General features: G+C 72.4%; 22 protein-coding genes and 1 tRNA gene. 16 read left to right on the forward strand and 7 right to left on the reverse strand.

Annotated features, from left to right (window positions below):
- Positions 1–18: 18 nt before the first annotated feature.
- From SXIN_RS26745 to SXIN_RS26755, 3 genes are all read left to right on the forward strand, one after another.
- On the forward strand, positions 19–1,128 hold the full coding sequence (locus tag SXIN_RS26745) for a chorismate-binding protein (RefSeq protein ID WP_019708797.1): 1,110 nt from the start codon (positions 19–21) through the stop codon (positions 1,126–1,128).
- On the forward strand, positions 1,125–1,949 hold the full coding sequence (locus tag SXIN_RS26750; RefSeq protein WP_019708796.1) for an aminotransferase class IV: 825 nt from the start codon (positions 1,125–1,127) through the stop codon (positions 1,947–1,949). Before SXIN_RS26745 ends, SXIN_RS26750 begins: the two co-directional genes overlap by 4 nt.
- A gap of 117 nt (positions 1,950–2,066) precedes the next feature.
- A complete protein-coding gene (locus SXIN_RS26755) occupies positions 2,067–2,903 on the forward strand; it encodes a GNAT family N-acetyltransferase (RefSeq protein ID WP_095757654.1) in 837 nt (278 codons plus the stop codon).
- A 67-nt stretch (positions 2,904–2,970) separates the two neighbouring features.
- On the opposite strand, the gene SXIN_RS26760 is transcribed toward SXIN_RS26755, so the two are convergent.
- Entirely contained in the window at positions 2,971–3,495 is a 525-nt protein-coding gene (locus tag SXIN_RS26760; RefSeq protein ID WP_019708794.1) for a DsbA family protein, read from the reverse strand.
- Positions 3,496–3,691: 196 nt separating this feature from the next.
- Between SXIN_RS26760 and SXIN_RS26765 the strand changes: the two genes are divergently transcribed.
- Complete coding sequence (locus tag SXIN_RS26765) at positions 3,692–4,189, forward strand: hypothetical protein (protein ID WP_095757656.1); 498 nt, start codon at positions 3,692–3,694, stop codon at positions 4,187–4,189.
- Between the two features lie 88 nt (positions 4,190–4,277).
- Positions 4,278–4,502, forward strand: coding sequence for a hypothetical protein (locus tag SXIN_RS26770; protein ID WP_019708792.1), 225 nt, complete (start codon positions 4,278–4,280; stop codon positions 4,500–4,502).
- 47 nt (positions 4,503–4,549) lie between these two features.
- Here the strand turns inward: SXIN_RS26770 and SXIN_RS26775 are convergent, their stop codons facing one another.
- Both SXIN_RS26775 and SXIN_RS26780 read right to left on the reverse strand, forming a co-directional pair.
- Positions 4,550–5,110: a CGNR zinc finger domain-containing protein gene (locus SXIN_RS26775; protein WP_019708791.1), complete on the reverse strand. Its 561-nt coding sequence runs from the start codon at positions 5,108–5,110 to the stop codon at positions 4,550–4,552.
- A gap of 217 nt (positions 5,111–5,327) precedes the next feature.
- Entirely contained in the window at positions 5,328–5,741 is a 414-nt protein-coding gene (locus tag SXIN_RS26780; protein ID WP_003959770.1) for an SsgA family sporulation/cell division regulator, read from the reverse strand.
- Positions 5,742–6,046: 305 nt separating this feature from the next.
- Here SXIN_RS26780 and SXIN_RS26785 point away from each other — a divergent pair, with 305 nt between their 5' ends.
- The 6 genes from SXIN_RS26785 (at position 6,047) to SXIN_RS26810 (ending at position 10,637) form a co-directional block, all read left to right on the forward strand.
- Positions 6,047–6,478: a TIGR02611 family protein gene (locus SXIN_RS26785; RefSeq protein ID WP_039821210.1), complete on the forward strand. Its 432-nt coding sequence runs from the start codon at positions 6,047–6,049 to the stop codon at positions 6,476–6,478.
- A 53-nt stretch (positions 6,479–6,531) separates the two neighbouring features.
- Positions 6,532–6,606, forward strand: a tRNA-Val gene (locus SXIN_RS26790).
- 196 nt (positions 6,607–6,802) lie between these two features.
- Positions 6,803–8,062: an ABC transporter substrate-binding protein gene (locus SXIN_RS26795; protein ID WP_019708789.1), complete on the forward strand. Its 1,260-nt coding sequence runs from the start codon at positions 6,803–6,805 to the stop codon at positions 8,060–8,062.
- A 13-nt stretch (positions 8,063–8,075) separates the two neighbouring features.
- Entirely contained in the window at positions 8,076–9,080 is a 1,005-nt protein-coding gene (locus tag SXIN_RS26800) for a carbohydrate ABC transporter permease (RefSeq protein ID WP_420341070.1), read from the forward strand.
- Positions 9,077–9,988: a carbohydrate ABC transporter permease gene (locus SXIN_RS26805; protein WP_019708787.1), complete on the forward strand. Its 912-nt coding sequence runs from the start codon at positions 9,077–9,079 to the stop codon at positions 9,986–9,988. Before SXIN_RS26800 ends, SXIN_RS26805 begins: the two co-directional genes overlap by 4 nt.
- A gap of 7 nt (positions 9,989–9,995) precedes the next feature.
- The gene (locus tag SXIN_RS26810; RefSeq protein WP_238153873.1) at positions 9,996–10,637 is read left to right on the forward strand and encodes a hypothetical protein; all 642 of its coding nucleotides are present in this window, start codon (positions 9,996–9,998) and stop codon (positions 10,635–10,637) included.
- Positions 10,638–10,744: 107 nt separating this feature from the next.
- Here the strand turns inward: SXIN_RS26810 and SXIN_RS26815 are convergent, their stop codons facing one another.
- Complete coding sequence (locus SXIN_RS26815; RefSeq protein WP_019708785.1) at positions 10,745–11,452, reverse strand: S1 family peptidase; 708 nt, start codon at positions 11,450–11,452, stop codon at positions 10,745–10,747.
- A gap of 209 nt (positions 11,453–11,661) precedes the next feature.
- On the opposite strand from SXIN_RS26815, the gene SXIN_RS26820 reads away from it, so the two are divergent.
- Both SXIN_RS26820 and SXIN_RS26825 read left to right on the forward strand, forming a co-directional pair.
- Positions 11,662–12,207: an AMIN-like domain-containing (lipo)protein gene (locus SXIN_RS26820; RefSeq protein ID WP_019708784.1), complete on the forward strand. Its 546-nt coding sequence runs from the start codon at positions 11,662–11,664 to the stop codon at positions 12,205–12,207.
- Positions 12,208–12,539: 332 nt separating this feature from the next.
- Positions 12,540–13,436 (forward strand): Stk1 family PASTA domain-containing Ser/Thr kinase, encoded by an 897-nt coding sequence (locus tag SXIN_RS26825; protein WP_157916346.1) that lies wholly within the window; start codon positions 12,540–12,542, stop codon positions 13,434–13,436.
- Positions 13,437–13,646: 210 nt separating this feature from the next.
- Here the strand turns inward: SXIN_RS26825 and SXIN_RS26830 are convergent, their stop codons facing one another.
- From SXIN_RS26830 to SXIN_RS26840, 3 genes are all read right to left on the reverse strand, one after another.
- Positions 13,647–14,051 carry a type II toxin-antitoxin system VapC family toxin gene (locus SXIN_RS26830; RefSeq protein ID WP_019708783.1) on the reverse strand — a complete coding sequence of 135 codons (405 nt, stop codon included), beginning with the start codon at positions 14,049–14,051 and terminating at the stop codon, positions 13,647–13,649.
- Positions 14,044–14,319 (reverse strand): type II toxin-antitoxin system Phd/YefM family antitoxin, encoded by a 276-nt coding sequence (locus SXIN_RS26835; RefSeq protein ID WP_019708782.1) that lies wholly within the window; start codon positions 14,317–14,319, stop codon positions 14,044–14,046. Before SXIN_RS26835 ends, SXIN_RS26830 begins: the two co-directional genes overlap by 8 nt.
- A 101-nt stretch (positions 14,320–14,420) precedes the next feature.
- A complete protein-coding gene (locus tag SXIN_RS26840; protein WP_019708781.1) occupies positions 14,421–15,341 on the reverse strand; it encodes an oxidoreductase in 921 nt (306 codons plus the stop codon).
- A gap of 140 nt (positions 15,342–15,481) precedes the next feature.
- Here SXIN_RS26840 and SXIN_RS26845 point away from each other — a divergent pair, with 140 nt between their 5' ends.
- The 3 genes from SXIN_RS26845 to SXIN_RS26855 all read left to right on the forward strand — a co-directional run bounded on the left by SXIN_RS26845 (position 15,482) and on the right by SXIN_RS26855 (position 17,753).
- Complete coding sequence (locus tag SXIN_RS26845) at positions 15,482–16,384, forward strand: helix-turn-helix transcriptional regulator (protein ID WP_019708780.1); 903 nt, start codon at positions 15,482–15,484, stop codon at positions 16,382–16,384.
- A 313-nt stretch (positions 16,385–16,697) separates the two neighbouring features.
- Entirely contained in the window at positions 16,698–17,270 is a 573-nt protein-coding gene (locus SXIN_RS26850; protein ID WP_019708779.1) for a dihydrofolate reductase family protein, read from the forward strand.
- 231 nt (positions 17,271–17,501) lie between these two features.
- Positions 17,502–17,753, forward strand: coding sequence for a DUF2249 domain-containing protein (locus SXIN_RS26855; protein ID WP_019708778.1), 252 nt, complete (start codon positions 17,502–17,504; stop codon positions 17,751–17,753).
- Positions 17,754–17,852: the final 99 nt, after the last annotated feature.

The raw sequence follows: 17,852 nt of genomic DNA on the forward strand, positions 1-17,852 counted from the left end.
GGCCATAGAATCGCACCCGTGTCCGACCTCGTCCCTCTGGCCCGCTTCGGCGGATTCGTCGCCGCTGACCTGCGCGACGTCACCGGCGACCCCGCGGCCCTGGAATCCGGTGGCTTCTGGGCGGTGGTGGCCGGCTTCGAGGGCGGACTGGTCTGCGCCCGCTTCGGCGACGTACGGCCCGCGCCCCCGCCGGCGCCCGCCCCGGCAGCCTGGCGCGGACCCGCGCCGGGGGAGTGGACCTCCTCCCTGGACCGGGACGGCTACCTCGCCGGTGTCCGCCGTATCCGGGAGCACATCGCCGCGGGCGAGGTCTACCAGGCCAACCTCTGCCGGGTGCTCTCCGCACCGCTGCCCGACCCCGCCACGGCCGACATCGACGCCCTCACGGCGCTGCTGGCCCGCGGCAACCCGGCCCCGTACGCGGGCACCGTGCGGCTGCCCGCACACGGTGTGGAGATCGCCACCGCCTCGCCCGAACTCTTCCTGCGCCGGAACGGCCGCACCGTGGAGTCGGGGCCGATCAAGGGCACCGGCCGCACCGCCGCCGATCTGCTGGAGAAGGACCACGCCGAGAACGTCATGATCGTGGACCTGGTCCGCAACGACCTCGGGCGGGTCTGCGCCACCGGCTCCGTGACCGTGCCCGGGCTGTGCGCCGTCGAGGCCCACCCGGGCCTGGTGCACCTCGTCTCCACGGTGCGCGGTGAACTGGCCGGCGGCGCGGGCTGGCCCGAACTCCTGGACGGCACCTTCCCGCCCGGCTCCGTCACCGGGGCCCCCAAGTCCAGCGCGCTGCGGATCATCGAGGAGCTGGAGACGGCACCCCGCGGCCCGTACTGCGGCGGCATCGGCTGGGTCGACGCGGACCGCGGCACCGGCGAACTGGCCGTCGGCATCCGCACCTTCTGGATCGACCGCGAGGCCCCCGGCGGCCCGCTGCTGCGCTTCGGCACCGGCGCGGGCATCACCTGGGGCTCCGACCCCGAGCGCGAGTGGGCCGAGACCGAACTCAAGGCACGCCGGCTGCTCGCGATAGCGTCGGAGAGGCCGGGGAAACCGGAGGAAGCGGGACAACCGCAGGACGCGGAGCACACCGCGGCCCGGGGAACGCGAGGAGAGACACTGTGAAGATCTGGCTGGGCGGGAAACTGCGGGACGCGGACGACGCGCGCGTCTCCGTACTCGACCACGGACTCACCGTCGGCGACGGCGTGTTCGAGACCCTCAAGGCCCAGAACGGCCGGGCCTTCGCCGTCAGCCGCCACCTCGACCGGCTGGCCGTGTCCGCCCGCGGTCTCGGCCTGCCGGAGCCCGACCGCGACGAGGTCCGGCACGCCTGCGAGGCGGTGCTCGCCGCCAACCCCCTGCCCTACGGCCGGCTGCGGATCACCTACACCGGCGGGCTCTCCCCGCTCGGCTCCGACCGCGGCACCGCCCGGCCGACCCTGGTCGTCGCCCTCGGCGAGGCCAAGCCCTCGCCCGACAGCACGGCCGTGATCACCGTGGACTGGGTCCGCAACGAGCGCGGCGCCCTCACCGGCCTCAAGACCACCTCGTACGCGGAGAACGTCCTGGCGCTGGCCCGCGCCCGCGAACAGGGCGCGTCGGAGGCCTTGTTCGCCAACACCGTGGGGCAGCTCTGCGAGGGCACCGGCTCCAACGTCTTCGTGGTCCTCGACGGCGTCCCGCACACCCCGCCGCTCTCCTCCGGCTGCCTCGCCGGGATCACCCGCGCCCTGACCGCCGAGTGGACCGGCGCGCGGGAGACCGAGCTGCCGATGGACGTCCTGGACCGGGCCGAGGAGATCTTCCTGACCTCCACGCTCCGTGACGTCCAGGCCGTGCACCGGGTCGGCGACCGGACGCTGCCCGGCGCCCCCGGACCGGTCACGGCCAAGGCGATGCGGGTCTTCGCGGAACGCTCGGCGGCCGACCCGGACCCGGCCTGACCCGCACCCCTCCGGCCCGCACCCGGCCGGCCCCGGCCCGGTCCGCGGCCGGTCCGTGCGGAACTCCGGCCCGCACGACGGGTGACGCCGGGCCTTCGCGCCCGGTACAAAATCTTGATGACGACAACTCTGCGGCCCACGGGGCCGGAACGGCGCGACCGCGACGGCTCACGCGCCCGCGGCTACGAGGTCTGCGTCAACAGCCGCCCCGTGGGCACCGTCGGCCTCACCGCGGACGCCCGGCCCGGCTCCGTGGGCCGTATCGAGGGGCTGCGCATCGCCGTGCCCGACCGGCGGCGCGGGCGCGGCACCGTGGCCGTGCTGGCCGCCGAGGAGGTGCTGCGCGGCTGGGGCTGCGTCCGTACGGAGATCGCCGTGCCGGAGTCGTCCGGCGCGGCCCTGCGGATGGCGGAGGCCCTCGGCTACACCGAGTTCGCCCGTAATCTGCGCAAGCGGGTCCCCGCGGAGCCCCCGCCCCTCCCGGCGGGCAGCGAGGGCCGCCCGATGAACGCCACCGAGTTCGCCGCCTGGCAGCAGCAGTCCCGGGAGACCTACGCGCGCCTGCTGACCGGCCGCGGTGTCCCGGAGGAGCGGGCCCGCGCCGTGGCCGGGGCGGACCACGCGCGGCTGCTGCCGGACGGGGTCCGCACCCCGGAGACCCTGCTGCGCGTCCTCTCCCACGAGGGCACGGACGCGGGCGTGCTCTGGCTCGGGCTGGGCGAGCGGGCCCCGGAGGGCTTCGACGCCTACGTCTACGAGGTCGAGGTGGTGGAGGGGCTGCGGGGCCGGGGCCACGGCCGGTCCCTGATGCTCCTGGCCGAACGGGAGTGCCGGGCGGCCGGGGCGGGGACCCTCGGCCTGCGCGTCTTCACGGACAACACCCCGGCCCTCCGCCTCTACACCTCCCTCGGCTACGAGACGGCCCGCCACCTCCTCACCAAGCCCCTGCTCTGACCCGGCCGGTCCGCCCGGTCCCCCCGGTCCGCCCGCCGACCGCGCCGGACCGGCGGGACCGGGCGGTTCAGGCGGCGTCCCCGTCCTCCGCGAGCAGCCGGTCCGCGATCTCCTCGACGCGCTCCCGCAGCCCCTCCTGGCTCCGGCCGCCGTCCAGCCGCTCACCGCCGATCACATACGTCGGTGTGCCGGTCACCCCGATCGCCTTGCCCTCCGCCTGGTCGGCGTCCACGATCAGCATGTGCCGGCCGTCGACCAGCGCGGTGTCCATCTCCTCGGCGTCCAGGCCGAGTTCGCGGGCGACCTCGACGAGCAGCGGCTCACCGCGCCGTCCCAGCTCCTCGGCGCGTTCCAGGACGGCCTCGGCGTAGCGCCGGCCCTGCCCCTGGGCGGCCGCCTCCTCGGCGGCCTGGGCCGCGGCGTGGGAGTGCCGGTGCTTGTCCAGGGGGAAGTGGCGCAGCCGGGTCACGAGCGCGTCGCCGTAGCGGGCGCGCAGGGCGCGGAGGTCCGCCAGGGCGGTGCGGCAGTCGGGGCACTGCAGTTCGCACCAGACGTCGAGGACGACGGTGCGGCCGGTGGTGGTGTCCATCATGGCGCCAGTCTCCCAGCCCGCCCGGAGGGCCGGGACCGGCACCTGAGGATGACGGGCGACCCCGGAAAGTCCCTGACCCCTCCCCGCCGGCATGGCCCCGGCACCGCCACCGGGTGCAGGATGGAAGAGGAATCACGGGGACGAACGTACGGGGGATGGGAGTGGCAATGTCCGCGATCGCCGCTGAGGGGCCGCCATGCTGACCACGACCGTCTGTGTCGCGCTGTCCGCGGCCGGCCTGGCCCTCGCCCTGCTCACCGCCTATAGGAAGCGTTTTCTGGCCGCGACCCGCATCGCCGCCCTGGCGCTGATCCCGGTGGGCCTGGCGATGGCCGGGCTGGCGGATCTGGCCGGTGACATCGCGGCCGCCACGGCCGACTGGGCCGCCGATCTGGTGCTGAAGCCGTCCGTCTGGGCCGGGTTCGCCGTCCTTGCGGTGTCCGTGGTCCTGCTCGTCGTCACCCGGATCGTCGGCAGGCGCCGCGGCCCGTCCCGTACGGAACGCCGCGCGGCCTCCGCCGGGGAGCGGCGTGGCGCGGTGGCGCCGGGGGCGTCTGCGCCGTCCCTGGGCCCCGGACGGGCACAGGGGCGCGACGCGGAGCCGGACCGCAAGGGCGGCAAGCGGGGCGGGCAGGACACCGGTCTGGAGGACTTCGAGGACATCGAGGCGATCCTGAAGAAGCACGGAATCTAGAAAGTAAACCCGAGAACATTTGAACTCCGGGTGAATTCCGGCGTCTTGGCGGTGTGCGTGGCCACGGGTGCGTCATCATCTGCCCGAGATGAACGATGACCTTGCCCTTCGGGCCACCGAACCACCCCTGACCTGCGCAGAGCCGAGCACCCGGAGTTCCGTTCCGGTCACCGCCGAGCCCGCCGCTCCCCCCGAGAGCCGGGGCTGTCTCTACGCGCTCTCCCAGCCGCCGCTGATGCTCTTCCTGACCGTCATCGGCTCCCTGCTGCTCTTCGGCGCCGTCTACGACCTCCTCGGTCTCCACCGGTGGTGACGCCCCGGCGCCCGGCGCGTCCCGCACTCGCCGGGAGGATGGGGGCCTCACTGCTCCGCGGCCTCCCGGCGCCGGGCCCGGTAGGCGGCCACATGCAATCGGTTGCCGCAGGTGCGGCTGTCGCAGTAGCGGCGCGAACGGTTGCGGGAGAGGTCGACGAAGGCCCGGCGGCAGTCCGGGGCCTCGCAGCGCCGCAGCCGCTCGCGTTCGCCGGCGACGACGAGGAAGGCGAGGGCCATGCCCCCGTCGGCGGCGAGGTGGTCCGCTATCGAGGAGCCCGGCGCGAAGTAGTGGATGTGCCAGTCGTAGCCGTCGTGGTCGGTGAGCCGGGGCGTGGTGCCCGCGGCCGCGACCATGGCGTTGAGCAGCCGTGCGGCCTCCGTGGTGCCGTCGGCGGCGAAGACCTCGGCGAAGCGGGCGCGGACGTCCCGCACGGCGGCGAGGTCGTCCTCGCCGAGGGTGCCGATGTCGCTGATGCTGTGGCGGTGGACGAAGCGGTGGAGGTCCGCGAGGTTCTGGAGAGCGTCGGGCTCGCCGCCCTCCCCCGAGGTGTTCACGAGATCGATGACGCTGTCGAGCGCGCACCGGGTGTCGTGGTTGATCAGCACGGATCGCTCCCTGGCCGGTGGTCGGCGGCTTCCTCTTCGGATGCCGGCCGACTCTAGCGGCTCGCCGGGCGCGACGGCGCCCTCACCGCGGAGCCACCGCGGTGAGGGCGCCGCCCCCTTCGGTTGTGTGCCGGCCCGAGCCGTCGCCCCGAGTCGGACGGCCGCGAGCGGTGAGCGGTTGCGTTGCTGCGGGTGGCTGACCCGCGTTCCTGCCTCCTCAGCTCTCCGCGAGGATGTGGGAGAGTTCGGTGTCGAGGTCGAAGTGCCGGTGTTCGGTGCCGGGCGGCACCGCGGCGTCCGTCCGCTTGAGGAACGATTCCAGCGCCCGCGCCGGGGCTTCGAGCAGTGCTTCACCCTCCGGTGAGCTGAGGGCGATGCAGACGACCCCCTGCCCGTGGCTGCGGGACGGCCACACCCGGACGTCGCCGGTGCCGGTGGGCCGGTGCAGCCCCTCGGCGAGGAGGTCGCGGGCGAACACCCACTCGACGGTTTCCTCGGCTCCGGTGTGGAAGGTGGCGTGCACGGCGTAGGGGTCGGCCGTGTCATACCGCAGGCCCGCCGGAACGGGCAGGGAGGATTCGCTCGACACAACGAGGCGCAGGTGCAGCTCGCAGCTGACCGTGGTGTTCATAAGCGCCATGGCCTTTCGCTCAGTGTGCGCTCGGGGATTCGCACGTCGGCGAAATCGACATGCCACCTAGAGTCCGGTTGTAAACCCCTCTGACCCTTTTACGGGCCTTTGTGTAACCCGTATGGAGGAGTCTTCGGTCATACTCCCGACCGTTCCGGCCGCGCCGGGGTGTCCGGTAGGTTTGATCCATGGATGCGGAGAGTGACGGTCGCCGGGGGTACGCCGGCCCGGTGCCGGCCGGCGGGCCGGCGGGCGCCGCGACCGCCGAGGTGCGGAGCGTTGGCCGGAGTGCGACGGTGGTCGACATGAGGACGGAGTCCGGGCCGGAGGCGGAAGTGGAGTCTGAGCCGGAGGACGCCGGCGAGCCGCGCCTCGGCTCGCGGGCACCCCGCTTCATCCGGGCCTCCCGGCCGCTCCATCTGAGCTGGCAGGTCGGGGTGTTCCTGGTCGGCCTCGCGGTCGTGGCCGCGGGGGCCGCCATGCTCGTCCTGCCCGGGCCGGGCTGGGTCGTGATATTCGCCGGCATGGCGATCTGGGCGACCGAGTTCGTCTGGGCGCAGCTGGTGCTGCGGTGGACGAAGCGCAAGGTCAAGGAGGCCGCCAAGAAGGCGCTCGACCCCAGGGTGCGGCGGCGGAACATCATCCTGACGGCCGTCGGCGGCGTGATCGCGGCGATCGGCTGCGGCTACTACGTCTGGGCCTTCGGCTTCCAGCTGCCGTGGAACGTGGCCTGGTAGCGGACGGCGGTCCTGAGCAGGCGCCGGCGTGCGGTAATGTGGGGCCCGCGCCCGGGCGATTAGCTCAGTGGGAGAGCGCTTCGTTCACACCGAAGAGGTCACTGGTTCGAACCCAGTATCGCCCACCACCGGCCGCGGGCCGGGAGACGGACAGTCTCCCGGCCCGCGGCCTTTTCGCGTGCAGGAGGCGCCGGCCGGGTCCGGCCCGATCCTTGTCCGAACCGTTGACGGGTTCCGGAGCGGTCTCTACGTTGTCCTGGCAAGCGCTTGCCTAAAACGTTTCAACCAGGTGGGCGGCCCCGGGCCGTCCGGGAGGGGCGCGCCATGAGAGCAGGTCGGAACGGACGCCGGCTGAGGACGGCCGCGGCCGCGCTGGCGCTGGGGCTGCTCGCCGCCGGCTGCGGCGGCAGCGGCGGGGACGGCACCGTCACCCTTCGCTACTCCTGGTGGGGGGACGCGAGCCGGGCGAAGCTGATCAACAAGACGGTGGCGCTCTTCGAGAGGAAGCACCCCGGCATCACGGTGAAGACCGACTTCCTGGAATACGAGGACTTCTGGAAGAAGTTCGCCACGCAGTCGGCGGGCGGGGGCGCCCCCGACGTCTTCCAGAACTCCGCCGCCTTCCTGCGCGAGTACGGCGCCAAGAACGTCCTCCTCGACCTCACACCGCAGGTGAAGGCCGGGCACCTCGGCACGGACGGCTTCCGGGCCGGGCTGGAGAAGGCCGGCGAGGTGGACGGCAAGCTGCTGGCCGTCCCCGTCGGCGGCAACACCTTCGCGCTGATCTACAACGTGGCGGAGTTCGAGAAGGCCGGTGTCTCACCGGAGAAGGGCTGGACCTGGGACCAGTACCACGCCGCCGTCGAGAAGATCAGCAAGGCGGGCGGCATCAAGGGAGCCGCGGCCAACGCCGGGGTGATGTACCTCTACGACCTCGTCCTCCGCCAGCGGGACAAGGCCTTCTACACCGCGGACGGCGAACTCGGCTTCACCAAGGACGACCTGCGGACGTGGTGGAACGACAACTACGCCGACGTCGAGGACGGGACCCTGGTGCCGCAGAAGAAGGCGGACCAGGTGGCTCCCAAGTCCGTCCTGGCCGCGGGGATCGCCGCCTCCGAGTTCTCCTGGGACAACTTCATCGTCCGCTGGTCGGCCGAGACCGACGCCGAACTCGCCCTCGCGCCGCTGCCCACCACCGACGGTGAGCGGACGGGCCAGTACATCTCCTCGCTCATGCTCAGCGGCTACGCCCGCACCCAGCACCCGGAGGAGGTCGCGCGGTTCATCGACTTCATGGTCCACGACCCCGAGGTCGGGAAGATCATGGGCTACAACCGCGGGGTGCTGGCGACGGAGCGGCAGGCCGCTGCGTATGAACCCGAGGGGCCCGACGCACTCGTCGCCGAGTACGAGCGGCAGATCGCCGATCTCGTCGAGCCCATGACACCGCAGCCGGCCGGGACCTCCGTCACCGAGGCGGCCTTCCTGCGGATCTGGGGCGACGTGGCCCACGGCACGACATCCGTGGCCGAGGGCGTGGACCAGTTCTTCTCGGAGGCCGAGCAGGCGCTCCGGTCCTGAGGCGGAGGCCGCCGTGACGCATACGAAGACGAGTCCGCTGCCCCCCGGCTCCGCCGCCCGCCGCGCGTTCCGCCGTGCCGGAACCGGGCCGCCGCCCGTGGCCACCGCCGGGGAAGCCCGCCGGCGGGGGCGGCGGGAGAACCTGGCCGGCTACCTCTTCCTGTCGCCGTGGATACTCGGCATGCTGCTGCTGACCCTCGGCCCCATGCTCGCCTCGCTCTACCTCTCCTTCACGGAGTACGACCTCTTCAACGCGCCCCGCTGGACCGGGTTCGACAACTACCGCGCCATGTTCGAGGACCCCCGCTGGGCCACCTCGGTGGGCGTCACCCTTCAGTACGTCCTGATCGCCACGCCCCTCAAACTCGCCGCCGCGCTCGGCGTCGCCCTGCTGCTCGCCCGCCCGCGCCGCGGTCTGGGCTTCTACCGCTCGGCCTTCTACGCGCCCTCGCTGATCGGCGCCAGCGTCAGCATCGGCATCGTCTGGCGCGCGATCTTCCAGGACGAGGCGGTGGTCGACCGGTCGCTTCGGCTCTTCGGGGCGGACATCGGCGGCTGGGTCGGCGACCCCGACTGGGCGATTTACACACTGGTGGCGCTGGCCGTCTGGCAGTTCGGCGCCCCGATGGTCATCTTCCTGGCCGGGCTCAAGCAGGTGCCGCGCGAGCTCTACGAGGCGGCGGAGGTGGACGGGGCGGGGGCCTGGCGGCGGTTCCGCTCGGTGACCCTGCCGCTGATCTCCCCGGTCCTCTTCTTCAACCTGCTGCTGGAGACCATCCACTCCTTCCAGGTCTTCACCTCGGCGTATGTCGTCAGCAACGGCCGGGGCGGGCCGGCGGACTCCACGCTCTTCTACACCCTGTATCTCTACGAGAAGGGCTTCCGGGAGTTCCGGATGGGATACGCCTCCGCGATGGCCTGGATGCTGATGCTCGGCGTCGGGCTGGTGACCTTCGTCCTGTTCCGCACCCAGCGCGGCTGGGTGCACTACGAGGGAGAGGGGGCGGGGGGCCGATGAGCCGGACGGAACCGGTGGAGCCGGTGGGCCCGGCGCGGCCGCGTCCGCCGCGTGTGCCGGCGAGCGCCCGTCGCCGGCGCACCGCGCGTTCGCTGCTGCCGCATCTGCTGTCGGTGGCGCTGCTCGTCGTGGTGCTCTACCCGGTGGTGTGGGTGATCGGGGCCTCGTTCAAGCCCGGGCAGGACATCGTCGGCAGCCTGGAGCTGTTCCCCACCGAGCCGATCACCGGCAACTTCCGGCGGCTCACCGAGGGCATCGCCGACATCCCGCTGAGCACCTTCTTCGTCAACTCGCTGATCCTGGCGGTCGGTTCGGTCGGCGGCGTGCTCTTCTCCTGCTCGCTCGCCGCCTACGCCTTCGCCCGCATCCGCTTCGCCGGGCGTGCCGTGATGTTCGGGCTGATGATCTCGACGCTGCTGCTGCCGGTGCACGTCCTGCTGATCCCGCAGTACATCGTCTTCCAGAAGCTGGAACTGGTGGACACCTATGTGCCGCTGCTGCTCGGCAAGTACCTCGCCGTGGACGCCTTCTTCGTCTTCCTGATGGTGCAGTTCATGCGCGGGCTGCCGCGCGAACTGGACGAGGCCGCGCGGCTCGACGGCTGCGGGCATCCGCGGATCTTCTGGAGCATCGTGCTGCCGCTCTGCCGCCCGGCCCTGATCACCAGCACCATCTTCACCTTCATCTGGACCTGGAACGACTTCATGGGCCCGCTGATCTACCTCAACGACCCGCAGAAGTATCCGGTCGCCCTGGGCATGAAGCTCTTCATCGACCAGGACACGCTCGCCGACTACGGCGGGATGATGGCCATGTCGCTGCTCGCGCTGCTGCCCGTGCTGCTCTTCTTCCTCGCCTTCCAGCGCTTCCTGGTCGAGGGCGCCACCACCTCCGGACTGAAGGGCTGAGGCCGTCGTGGCCGGGGGCGCACGGCGGGGCGCGGGTGTCCGCGCGGCCGTCCGCGCGGGTGGAACGCCGGGCGGGGCGCGCTTCGCGCTCTTCGCCGAATGCCTGCTGACGGGTGTGTGGGTGCTGATCGCCGCGCTGCCCCTCGTCACGCTGCTGCCGGCCTTCGCCGCCGGCTGCGGCCATCTGCGCCGTCATCTGGCGGGGGAGCGGTGCACCCGGCGGGAGTTCGCGGCCGGGCTGCGCGAGGCGGTGCGTACCGGGCTGGGCTGGTCCCTGCTGTGGTGGACGGGCGTCGCGCTGCTCGTCGCGGACCTGTGGGTGGCCGGCTCGGGCGCGCTGCCCGGTGCCGTGCCGATGACCGCCGCTGCCTGGGCCGGGCTGGCCGTACTGACCGTCACGGGACTGCGGACGGCGGCGGTTCGGCAGCCCGGCGGTTCCTGGGCCCGGGCGGCGGCCGGGGCGCTGCGCCGCACCTGCGTCACCGATCCGGGCGGTTCGGCCCTGCTGATCGGCGGGCTGGCCGTCGTCGCCGTGGCGGCCGGACAGCAACTGCCGCTGGCGGCACCGGCATGGGGCTGCCTCGTGGCCTGCGCGGTCGCCGTGGAGCGCCGCTGCGAGGCGCGGGTGGGACGGCCTGACGGGCCGTAGCCCTCTGCGGTATCGCCGAACGTACGGCGCTCCCGGCGGACCGGGCCGGAGGTGCCGGCCCGGTCCGCCGGGAACTTCGCCCGCCCGCTCGGCGCGGCTCGGCCGGCTCAGTAGACGCTCAGGCCGTACGCCGACAGCCACTCGGTCACCGGCTGGTAGTAGGTGACCCCTCCCGAGCTGCAGTTCCCGCTGCTGCCGACGATGATGCCGAGAGCCGTGCCGCCCGAGAAGGCGGGACCGCCGGCGTCTCCGGGCTCGGAGCAGATGGTGGACCGGAACAGACCGTATACGGTGCCCTCGCTGTAGTTGACGGTGACGTTCACGGCCTGGACGATGCCGCAGCGGTGACCGGTGGTCCGCCCGACGTGGCAGATCGACTGCCCGACGACGGGCTGCGCCGCCCCGGTGATGTCCTGGATACCGGCGCCGGCGCCCAGCGAGATCTCGCCCGGGTGGGCGACCGCCGGGTTGGTGTACCGGACGCTCGCGTAGTCGTTGCCCGGGAAGCTCACTCCTGCGGTGACGCCGACGCCGACGGTCTGGGCGGCGTCGGCGTACCAGGTGGTACCGGCGGCCTGGGCGCACCGGCCCGACACGAACGCGTACACCGTGGAGCCGGAGCGGGCGTTGAAGCCCACGGTGCAGCGGGTGCCGTTGCTGTAGAGGGTGTCGCCGCCGCGGACCGTCGGGGCCGCCTGCTGCCCCGCTCGTTCCCCGGCATGGGCGGCCGGTTCGGCGGAGGCGGACCAGCCGAGGAGCAGCGCCAGTACGACGACGGCCCGGACGAGGGTTCGAAGGGGTCTCTCGGAACGCATGCGGCTCCTCACGGCAGGCTCCTATGACATGTTCCTGCCATTGTGCCCTCGCGGGACCCGGGCGGTCAGGCCGAAAGCCGCCAACCCCGGGGCGCGTGGCAGGGCCGCCTCACGGACCGTGGCAGATTGGCCGGTATGCCGGGCAACAATTCGAGGGCGTCGCTTGTCTCACCGGTCACAGAGGTACAGCGAACTACTGGGGGGTAGTCATGCGACGACTGAGCGGCACACTGGCCGCACTGATACTGGCGGTCGCCGGTCTGGCGGCGGCCACGGCTCCGGCCGCAGGCGCGGCGCCGACGGCTGCGGAGAACTGCTCCGTGACCTGGGGGAGCATGGTCAAGGCCGAGTGGGATTCGGACTACCGGCCGCTGGTGGGCATCAGGAGCGGGCGGCACGACTGCTACGACCGTCTGGTCTTCGACATCGACGGCACGGCCGCCGACCGGATCGGCTACTACGTCCACTACGTCAGCCGGCTGCACCAGGACGGCTCGGGTGACCTGATTCCGGTCAAGGGCGGCGCGATTCTGGAGGTCGTGGCGTTCGCGCCCGCCTACGACCCGGAAACCATGGAGCCGACCCTGCCGGAGACGAAGCTGAAGGTCGACGGGTACCGGACCTTCCGGGACGTCGTGGTCGCCGGCAGCTTCGAGGGCCAGACCCAGGTGGGGCTGGGCGTCCGCGCCCGGCTGCCGTTCCGGGTCTTCCAGACGGGCAACCACCTCGTGGTCGACGTGGCGCACACCTGGTGAACCGGAGCCGGCCCCGCTGCCGCCAGGACACCGGGCAGCGGGACCGGACGCGCGCGGGGGACGGCGCCTGTCCGGCCTCGGCGGAGCCGCTCGCCCGCCGCCGGATCCTCCGCCGGCGGACAAAACTTCGCGAGTATTGGCGTATCGCCTCTTGACTGTGTCAACAAGGCTAAGCTGCACCGCAGTTCATCACATCTGTGGGCGGCATCAGGGGGGCGTACGTCATGACACACCTTCACATCGGGTGGAAGGCACCGCGGAGACAGCGGGCGCACGAGCGGCCGGGGGCGGGACGCCGCGCGGGAACGGCGGAGCGGATAGCCGGCCGGACCGTGACACGCGGGCGATCCGCTGTCCTCGGCGTACTGGCCGTCGCCCTGCTCGGGGCCTGCTCCGGAGGAGATCCTCGGGCGGAGCCGAGGGAAACGGTCACCGCGACGGCCACCACGACCGTGACGGCGAAGCCGGAGCGGATGCCGTCCCAGAAGGGAACACGGCTCGGGGAGGCGCGGAAGGCGGCCGAGGCCGCCGGGTACACCCCGTCCGCGCACAACGCCAGCAAGGGCGACACCGACCCCGCCGGGAGCTGGACGGTCTGCTTCGAGGACATCGGCTACGGCACGGTCGACTACGGGGCCGTCGAGGAGGGCGCGCTCTGCCCGAAGAAGGACGGCGGCCCCCTGACGTGGCCCAAGGCCCCCGACGTCACCGGCGCGGTCTACGCCAAGGCCGTCACGGCGCTGACCAAGGCCGGGCTGAGCGAGGGCGGCATCAGTGCCGACTCGGCGTACAAGGACGTCACCGTCGCCTCGGCCGACGTGGAGGACGACCCGGACGACTACACGGTCTGCTTCCAGTCCCTCAAGGCCGGCAGCGACATCAAGCCCGGCACCAAGACGAAGCTGACCGTGGTCGAGGGCAGCTCGTGCCCGTCGGCGAAGGGCACCTACAAGGACCGGACGAACGACCCCTCCTACACCCCGCCGGCCCCGGCGCGCGACAGCGGATCCGGCGACTCGTCGGGTGGCTCGACGGGCGGCGGCTCCGGCGGCAGCGGCGACACCGGCCAGGGGGCCGGAGGGTGCGAACTGACGTCCCCGGCGGGCAACTGCTACCGGGCCGGCCAGTTCTGCGCCAACAAGCACCTCGGGATGCAGACCCATGACGCCGGCGGACGGATCATCTACTGCAAGGAGCGCGCCGACGGGCAGCGCTGGAACTACTCGTAGCCGGTCGCGGCCGGCGCACGCCCTGCGGTGAACCGGCCCTCCGGCCGGTGCGGCACGGGTGACGCGGCCCGTCCGGCCGGCCCGCCGGCCCCGGTTGTGCCCCGTGCACCGGCTGCAGCACGCGCCCCGGGCATCCTCGACGGGACCCGGGGCGCCCGGTTCCGCCCGGGGTTGGTGCTCCCGGCGTCTCCCGTCCGCTCGGCGGACCTCTCAGAGGGCTACGACGGTCACCGCGCTGTCGAGCCCTTTGAAGTCATCCGGATTGCGGGTGAACAGCGGCAAACCGTGGACGGAGGCGATTGCGGCGATCATCAGGTCCAGCCTGCGGGGGCGGGGATTGCGGTTGGCTGCGAGGGTGAGAGACACCAGAGTGCCGTAGCGCGCGGCAGCGTCGCCGTCGAAGGGCAGGGGATCGAAGTCGGCGACGGCTGCCCCCAGTTTCTCCATCCTTGCAGCCCTGGCCGCCGGGTCCTGGGCCACCGCCACGCCCTGCTGCAGTTCGGCCATGGTGACGGCGGTGAGCTCGGGAGTGGCGGGCAGGGCCGCAGGATCGAGCAGACCCAGGTCGATGTAGGTGCAGGTGTCCAGAACCCCGGAGGGGAAGCGGTCAGCCACGGTGGCGCTGCCACGGGTCCTCGTCGACGCGCTCCTCGGAGCCGAAGAACTCGTCTCCTTCCCGGCGCATAGCCGCATAGTCGACACGGGGAAGTCCGCGATGCCGCTCCACGAGCTCCTCGGCGCTCAGTCCGCGCCTGCGGCGGATGGGGCGCAGTTCGGCGACCTCCGTGCCGTTCCGTGTGATGTGGTAAACGTCGCCCGCCTCGACCGCGTCCATGACGGCCGCGGAATTGTTGCGGAACTCGCGCTGGCTGATCGTTTTCATGAAACCAGTGTAGCTCTGCGTGTCTCGCTGGGCTACGCCAGTTGTGCCGGGAGCTCCCGCGGGGATCCTCATCCGAGTCCGGGACCGGGCGCGGCGTCCGGTCAGAGGTACGTGACGCCGGTCAGGTTCTCGGCGGCGGTCCACAGGCGCTGTCCGGTGGCCGGTGCGGCGGCTTCGGTGCTGGGGCGGACCTCGGTGACGTCGCCGCGGAGCTCCCAGGGTCCGGACGGTCCGAAGAACTGTCCGCCGCGGACACCGGGGGCGGTCGCGGCGAAGAGCTGGGGCAGTGCTCCGCGCTCCGCCGGCTGGGTCAGGAGGAGGCCGCCCCGTGCGACGATCCGGCCCGCGCGGCCACGGTGTTCCCAGGCCCGGGGTGTGAGGTTGGACCGGGAGAGCCCGGGGTGGGCGAGGACGCTGGTGATCCGTGAGCCCGCGGCGCGCAGCCGGCGGTCGAGTTCGAGGCCGAAGACGGTGGTGGCGAGTTTGGAACGGCCGTACGCGCGGGCGGCGTCGTAGGAGCGCTGTGACATGAGGTCGTCGAAGTCGAGGCGGGCGTTCTTGTGGGTGATGGAGCTGAGGCCGACCACCCTGGGGGCGTCGGCCCGGGCGAGTGTGCCGAGCAGCAGGCCGGTGAGGGCGAAGTGGCCCAGCATGTTCGTGCCGAGATGGAGTTCGAATCCGTCGGCCGTGGTGTGTGCCGGGCCGAGGAGTACCAGTCCGGCGTTGTTGACGAGCAGGTCGACCGCCGGGTGGTCGGCGGTCAGCTCTTTCGCGAACGTCCGGACCGAGGACAGCGAGGCCAGGTCCAGCTCGCGCACCTCGGTCCGTGCCCGCGGCACCGCGTCCCCGATGAGGGCGGCGGCCCGCGCGCCGGCCGCGACGTTGCGCACGGCGAGCACGACCTTCGCCCCGTGCCGGGCCAGTTCGGTCGCGGTGACCAGGCCGAGACCGGAGTTCGCGCCGGTCACGACGGCTGTTCTGCCGTGCTGGTCGGGGATCTGGCGGGTGCTCCATGCGGCCATGGCGATGCTCCTGGGATGCCTGGTGTGTCGGGGACCGTTCGCGACGAGAGTAGGAACGGGCGGCCCCGGCTCCGTGGTACACCGTTGCCTGGGAATGCCGGACCTACCTTCGGGCGGAGACCGGCACGCACACTGGAGGCATGGCCACCGATCATCTGTATGCGCGAGAACTGGGTGACTTCCTCCGCGCCCGGCGCAGCCGGCTGCGTCCGCAGGACGTCGGCCTGGAGCCGGGCGGCCGGCGCAAGGTGACCGGCCTGCGCCGCGACGAGATCGCCCTGCTGGCCGGGCTGAGCACCGACTACTACCAGCGCCTGGAACAGGGCCGCGGGGGGCGGCCGTCCGATGACGCCCTCTATGCCATCGCCTCCGCACTGGACCTGGACGACGAGGAACGCCGGCATCTGTTCGGCCTCGCCCGGGCCGCGCGCCGGCCGACGGCGTCCGCTCCCGTTCGCCGCGGTCCCGAACGGGTACCCGACAGCACCCGGCGGCTGCTGCACGTCATGGCCACCCCCGCACTGGTGCTCGGCCGCCACCTCGACGTGCTCGCCTGGAACCCGCTGGCCGAAGCCCTGCTGGGCGACCCCGCCACCGTGCCCCCGGCGGAACGCAACATGGTCGTCCAGCTGTTCCGGGATCCCGAGGCCCGCCTGCGCTGCCCGGACTGGGAAAGCCTTGCCCTGGACTACATCGGCATGCTGCGCGCCGCCGTCGCGGAGGATCCGGGCCATCCGCGCGCCACGGCGCTCATCGGCGAACTGAGCATCCACAGCACTGACTTCCGGAGCCTGTGGGCCCGCCACGACGTGCGGGAGAACGTCCACGGAACCAAACTCTTCCGGCACCCCGAGGCCGGTGAGATCACCCTGGACTGGGACAGCTACCCGCTGCCCGGCAACCCGGGCCCCGTCCTCCTCGTCTACACGGCCGAACCGGGCAGCGCGGACGCCGAGCGTCTCCAACTCCTCGCGTCCCTGCGCGCGACCCGTGACCACGGCACCGACGCCGGCACCGAACCCCCGCCGCTCCGCCGGCGGTGACGGCCCTCCCGGCCGGACGGGGAGAGCCGCGTGGCGCCGCAAGGTGGTCCGAACGCGCGGACCGTGGCGGTGGGGAGCCGGCCGGCCGTGCGCTGCCGCGCCGCCGTACGTCTCGCGACCGGGAGGTGCGCGGCCCGCTCCCCGGGGCGGCCGGGATCGCCGAATCCGCCGAAAAAAGGCGGGCGGCGGCCGATAAGTTTCTCCGTGACCGGCGGTCAGAGATCATGGTTGGTGCACCGCAGCCGCGAGTGCGGCGGGCACCCGCGCCGGCCGACTCTGCCGAAAGCTGGACACGAGACACCGAGGAACCGAGATGCGCACCCTGATCAGCACCGCCTTCATGTCACTTGACGGCGTCGTGGAGGCCCCGGGCGGCGAGCCCGGTTACCGGAACGCCGGATGGACCTTCAAGGACGTCGAGTTCCTCCCCGAGGCATACGACATCAAGGACCGCGAACAGAAGGAAGCCACGGCGATGCTGCTGGGCCGGATCAGCTATCAGGCGTTCAGCCCGGTGTGGCCCGGTATGGAGGACTTCGCCGGGTACAAGGTGATGCCGAAGTACGTCGTGTCCACCACCCTCGGCGAGGACGACCTGGTGTCGGACTGGGGCGAGACGACGATCCTGCGCTCACTCGACGAGGTCGCCGCGCTGAAGGAGACCGAGGGCGGCGCGATCATCGTCCACGGCAGCGCCACCCTGAACCGCGCCCTCTCGGACGCCGGCCTCATCGACCGCTACCACCTGCTCGTCTTCCCGCTCCTGCTCGGCGCGGGCAAGCGGCTCTTCAGCGCGACGGACAAGGACACGCAGAAGCTGAAGCTGGTCGACCACGAGGCCTACGCCAACGGCGTGCAGAAGAACGTCTTCGACGTCGTCCGCTGATACAGGGCCCGCCCGGGTCTCACCTCACCCCGCCTTCCGCGTTGTCCGGATGGTTTTATACAGTTCTCTTGGTTAAAACGAGCTGGCTTGGCGAAATGATGGTGTGCGGTGATCGGGACGGTGGCTGTGCGGCCGTCCCGAGGGTCACGCACCGTCCGGCCCGCCGGCCCGTGACCGGGACGTCCGCGCCACACCCCGTGCCCGCGGCCGGAGAACGCGAAGGAGACCGTCATGGCCATCGAGGACAAGCAGCTCGACGTGCGCAGTGAGGCACCCGCCCGCCGCCACGCGCTGATCTTCGAGAACTACACCGCGCTGGGAACCGGCGAGGGCTTCGTACTCGTCAACGACCACGACCCGAAGCCGCTGTACTACCAGTTCGACGCCGAGCACAAGGGCGACTTCACCTGGGACTACCTGGAGCAGGGCCCCGAGACCTGGCGGGTGCGCATCGGCCGCCCCGCCGCCGGCGGCGGGAAGTAGACCGGCGCCGGAGGCCGGCCCGGAGCCCCGGGCGCGGCACGATCAGGCCGTGCCCCGGCCGGCCGCCGCAGGGCTGGGCGGCCGGCCGGGGCACGGGGC

Origin of the sequence: Streptomyces xinghaiensis S187, from assembly GCF_000220705.2 — a bacterium.
Taxonomy (GTDB): domain Bacteria; phylum Actinomycetota; class Actinomycetes; order Streptomycetales; family Streptomycetaceae; genus Streptomyces; species Streptomyces xinghaiensis.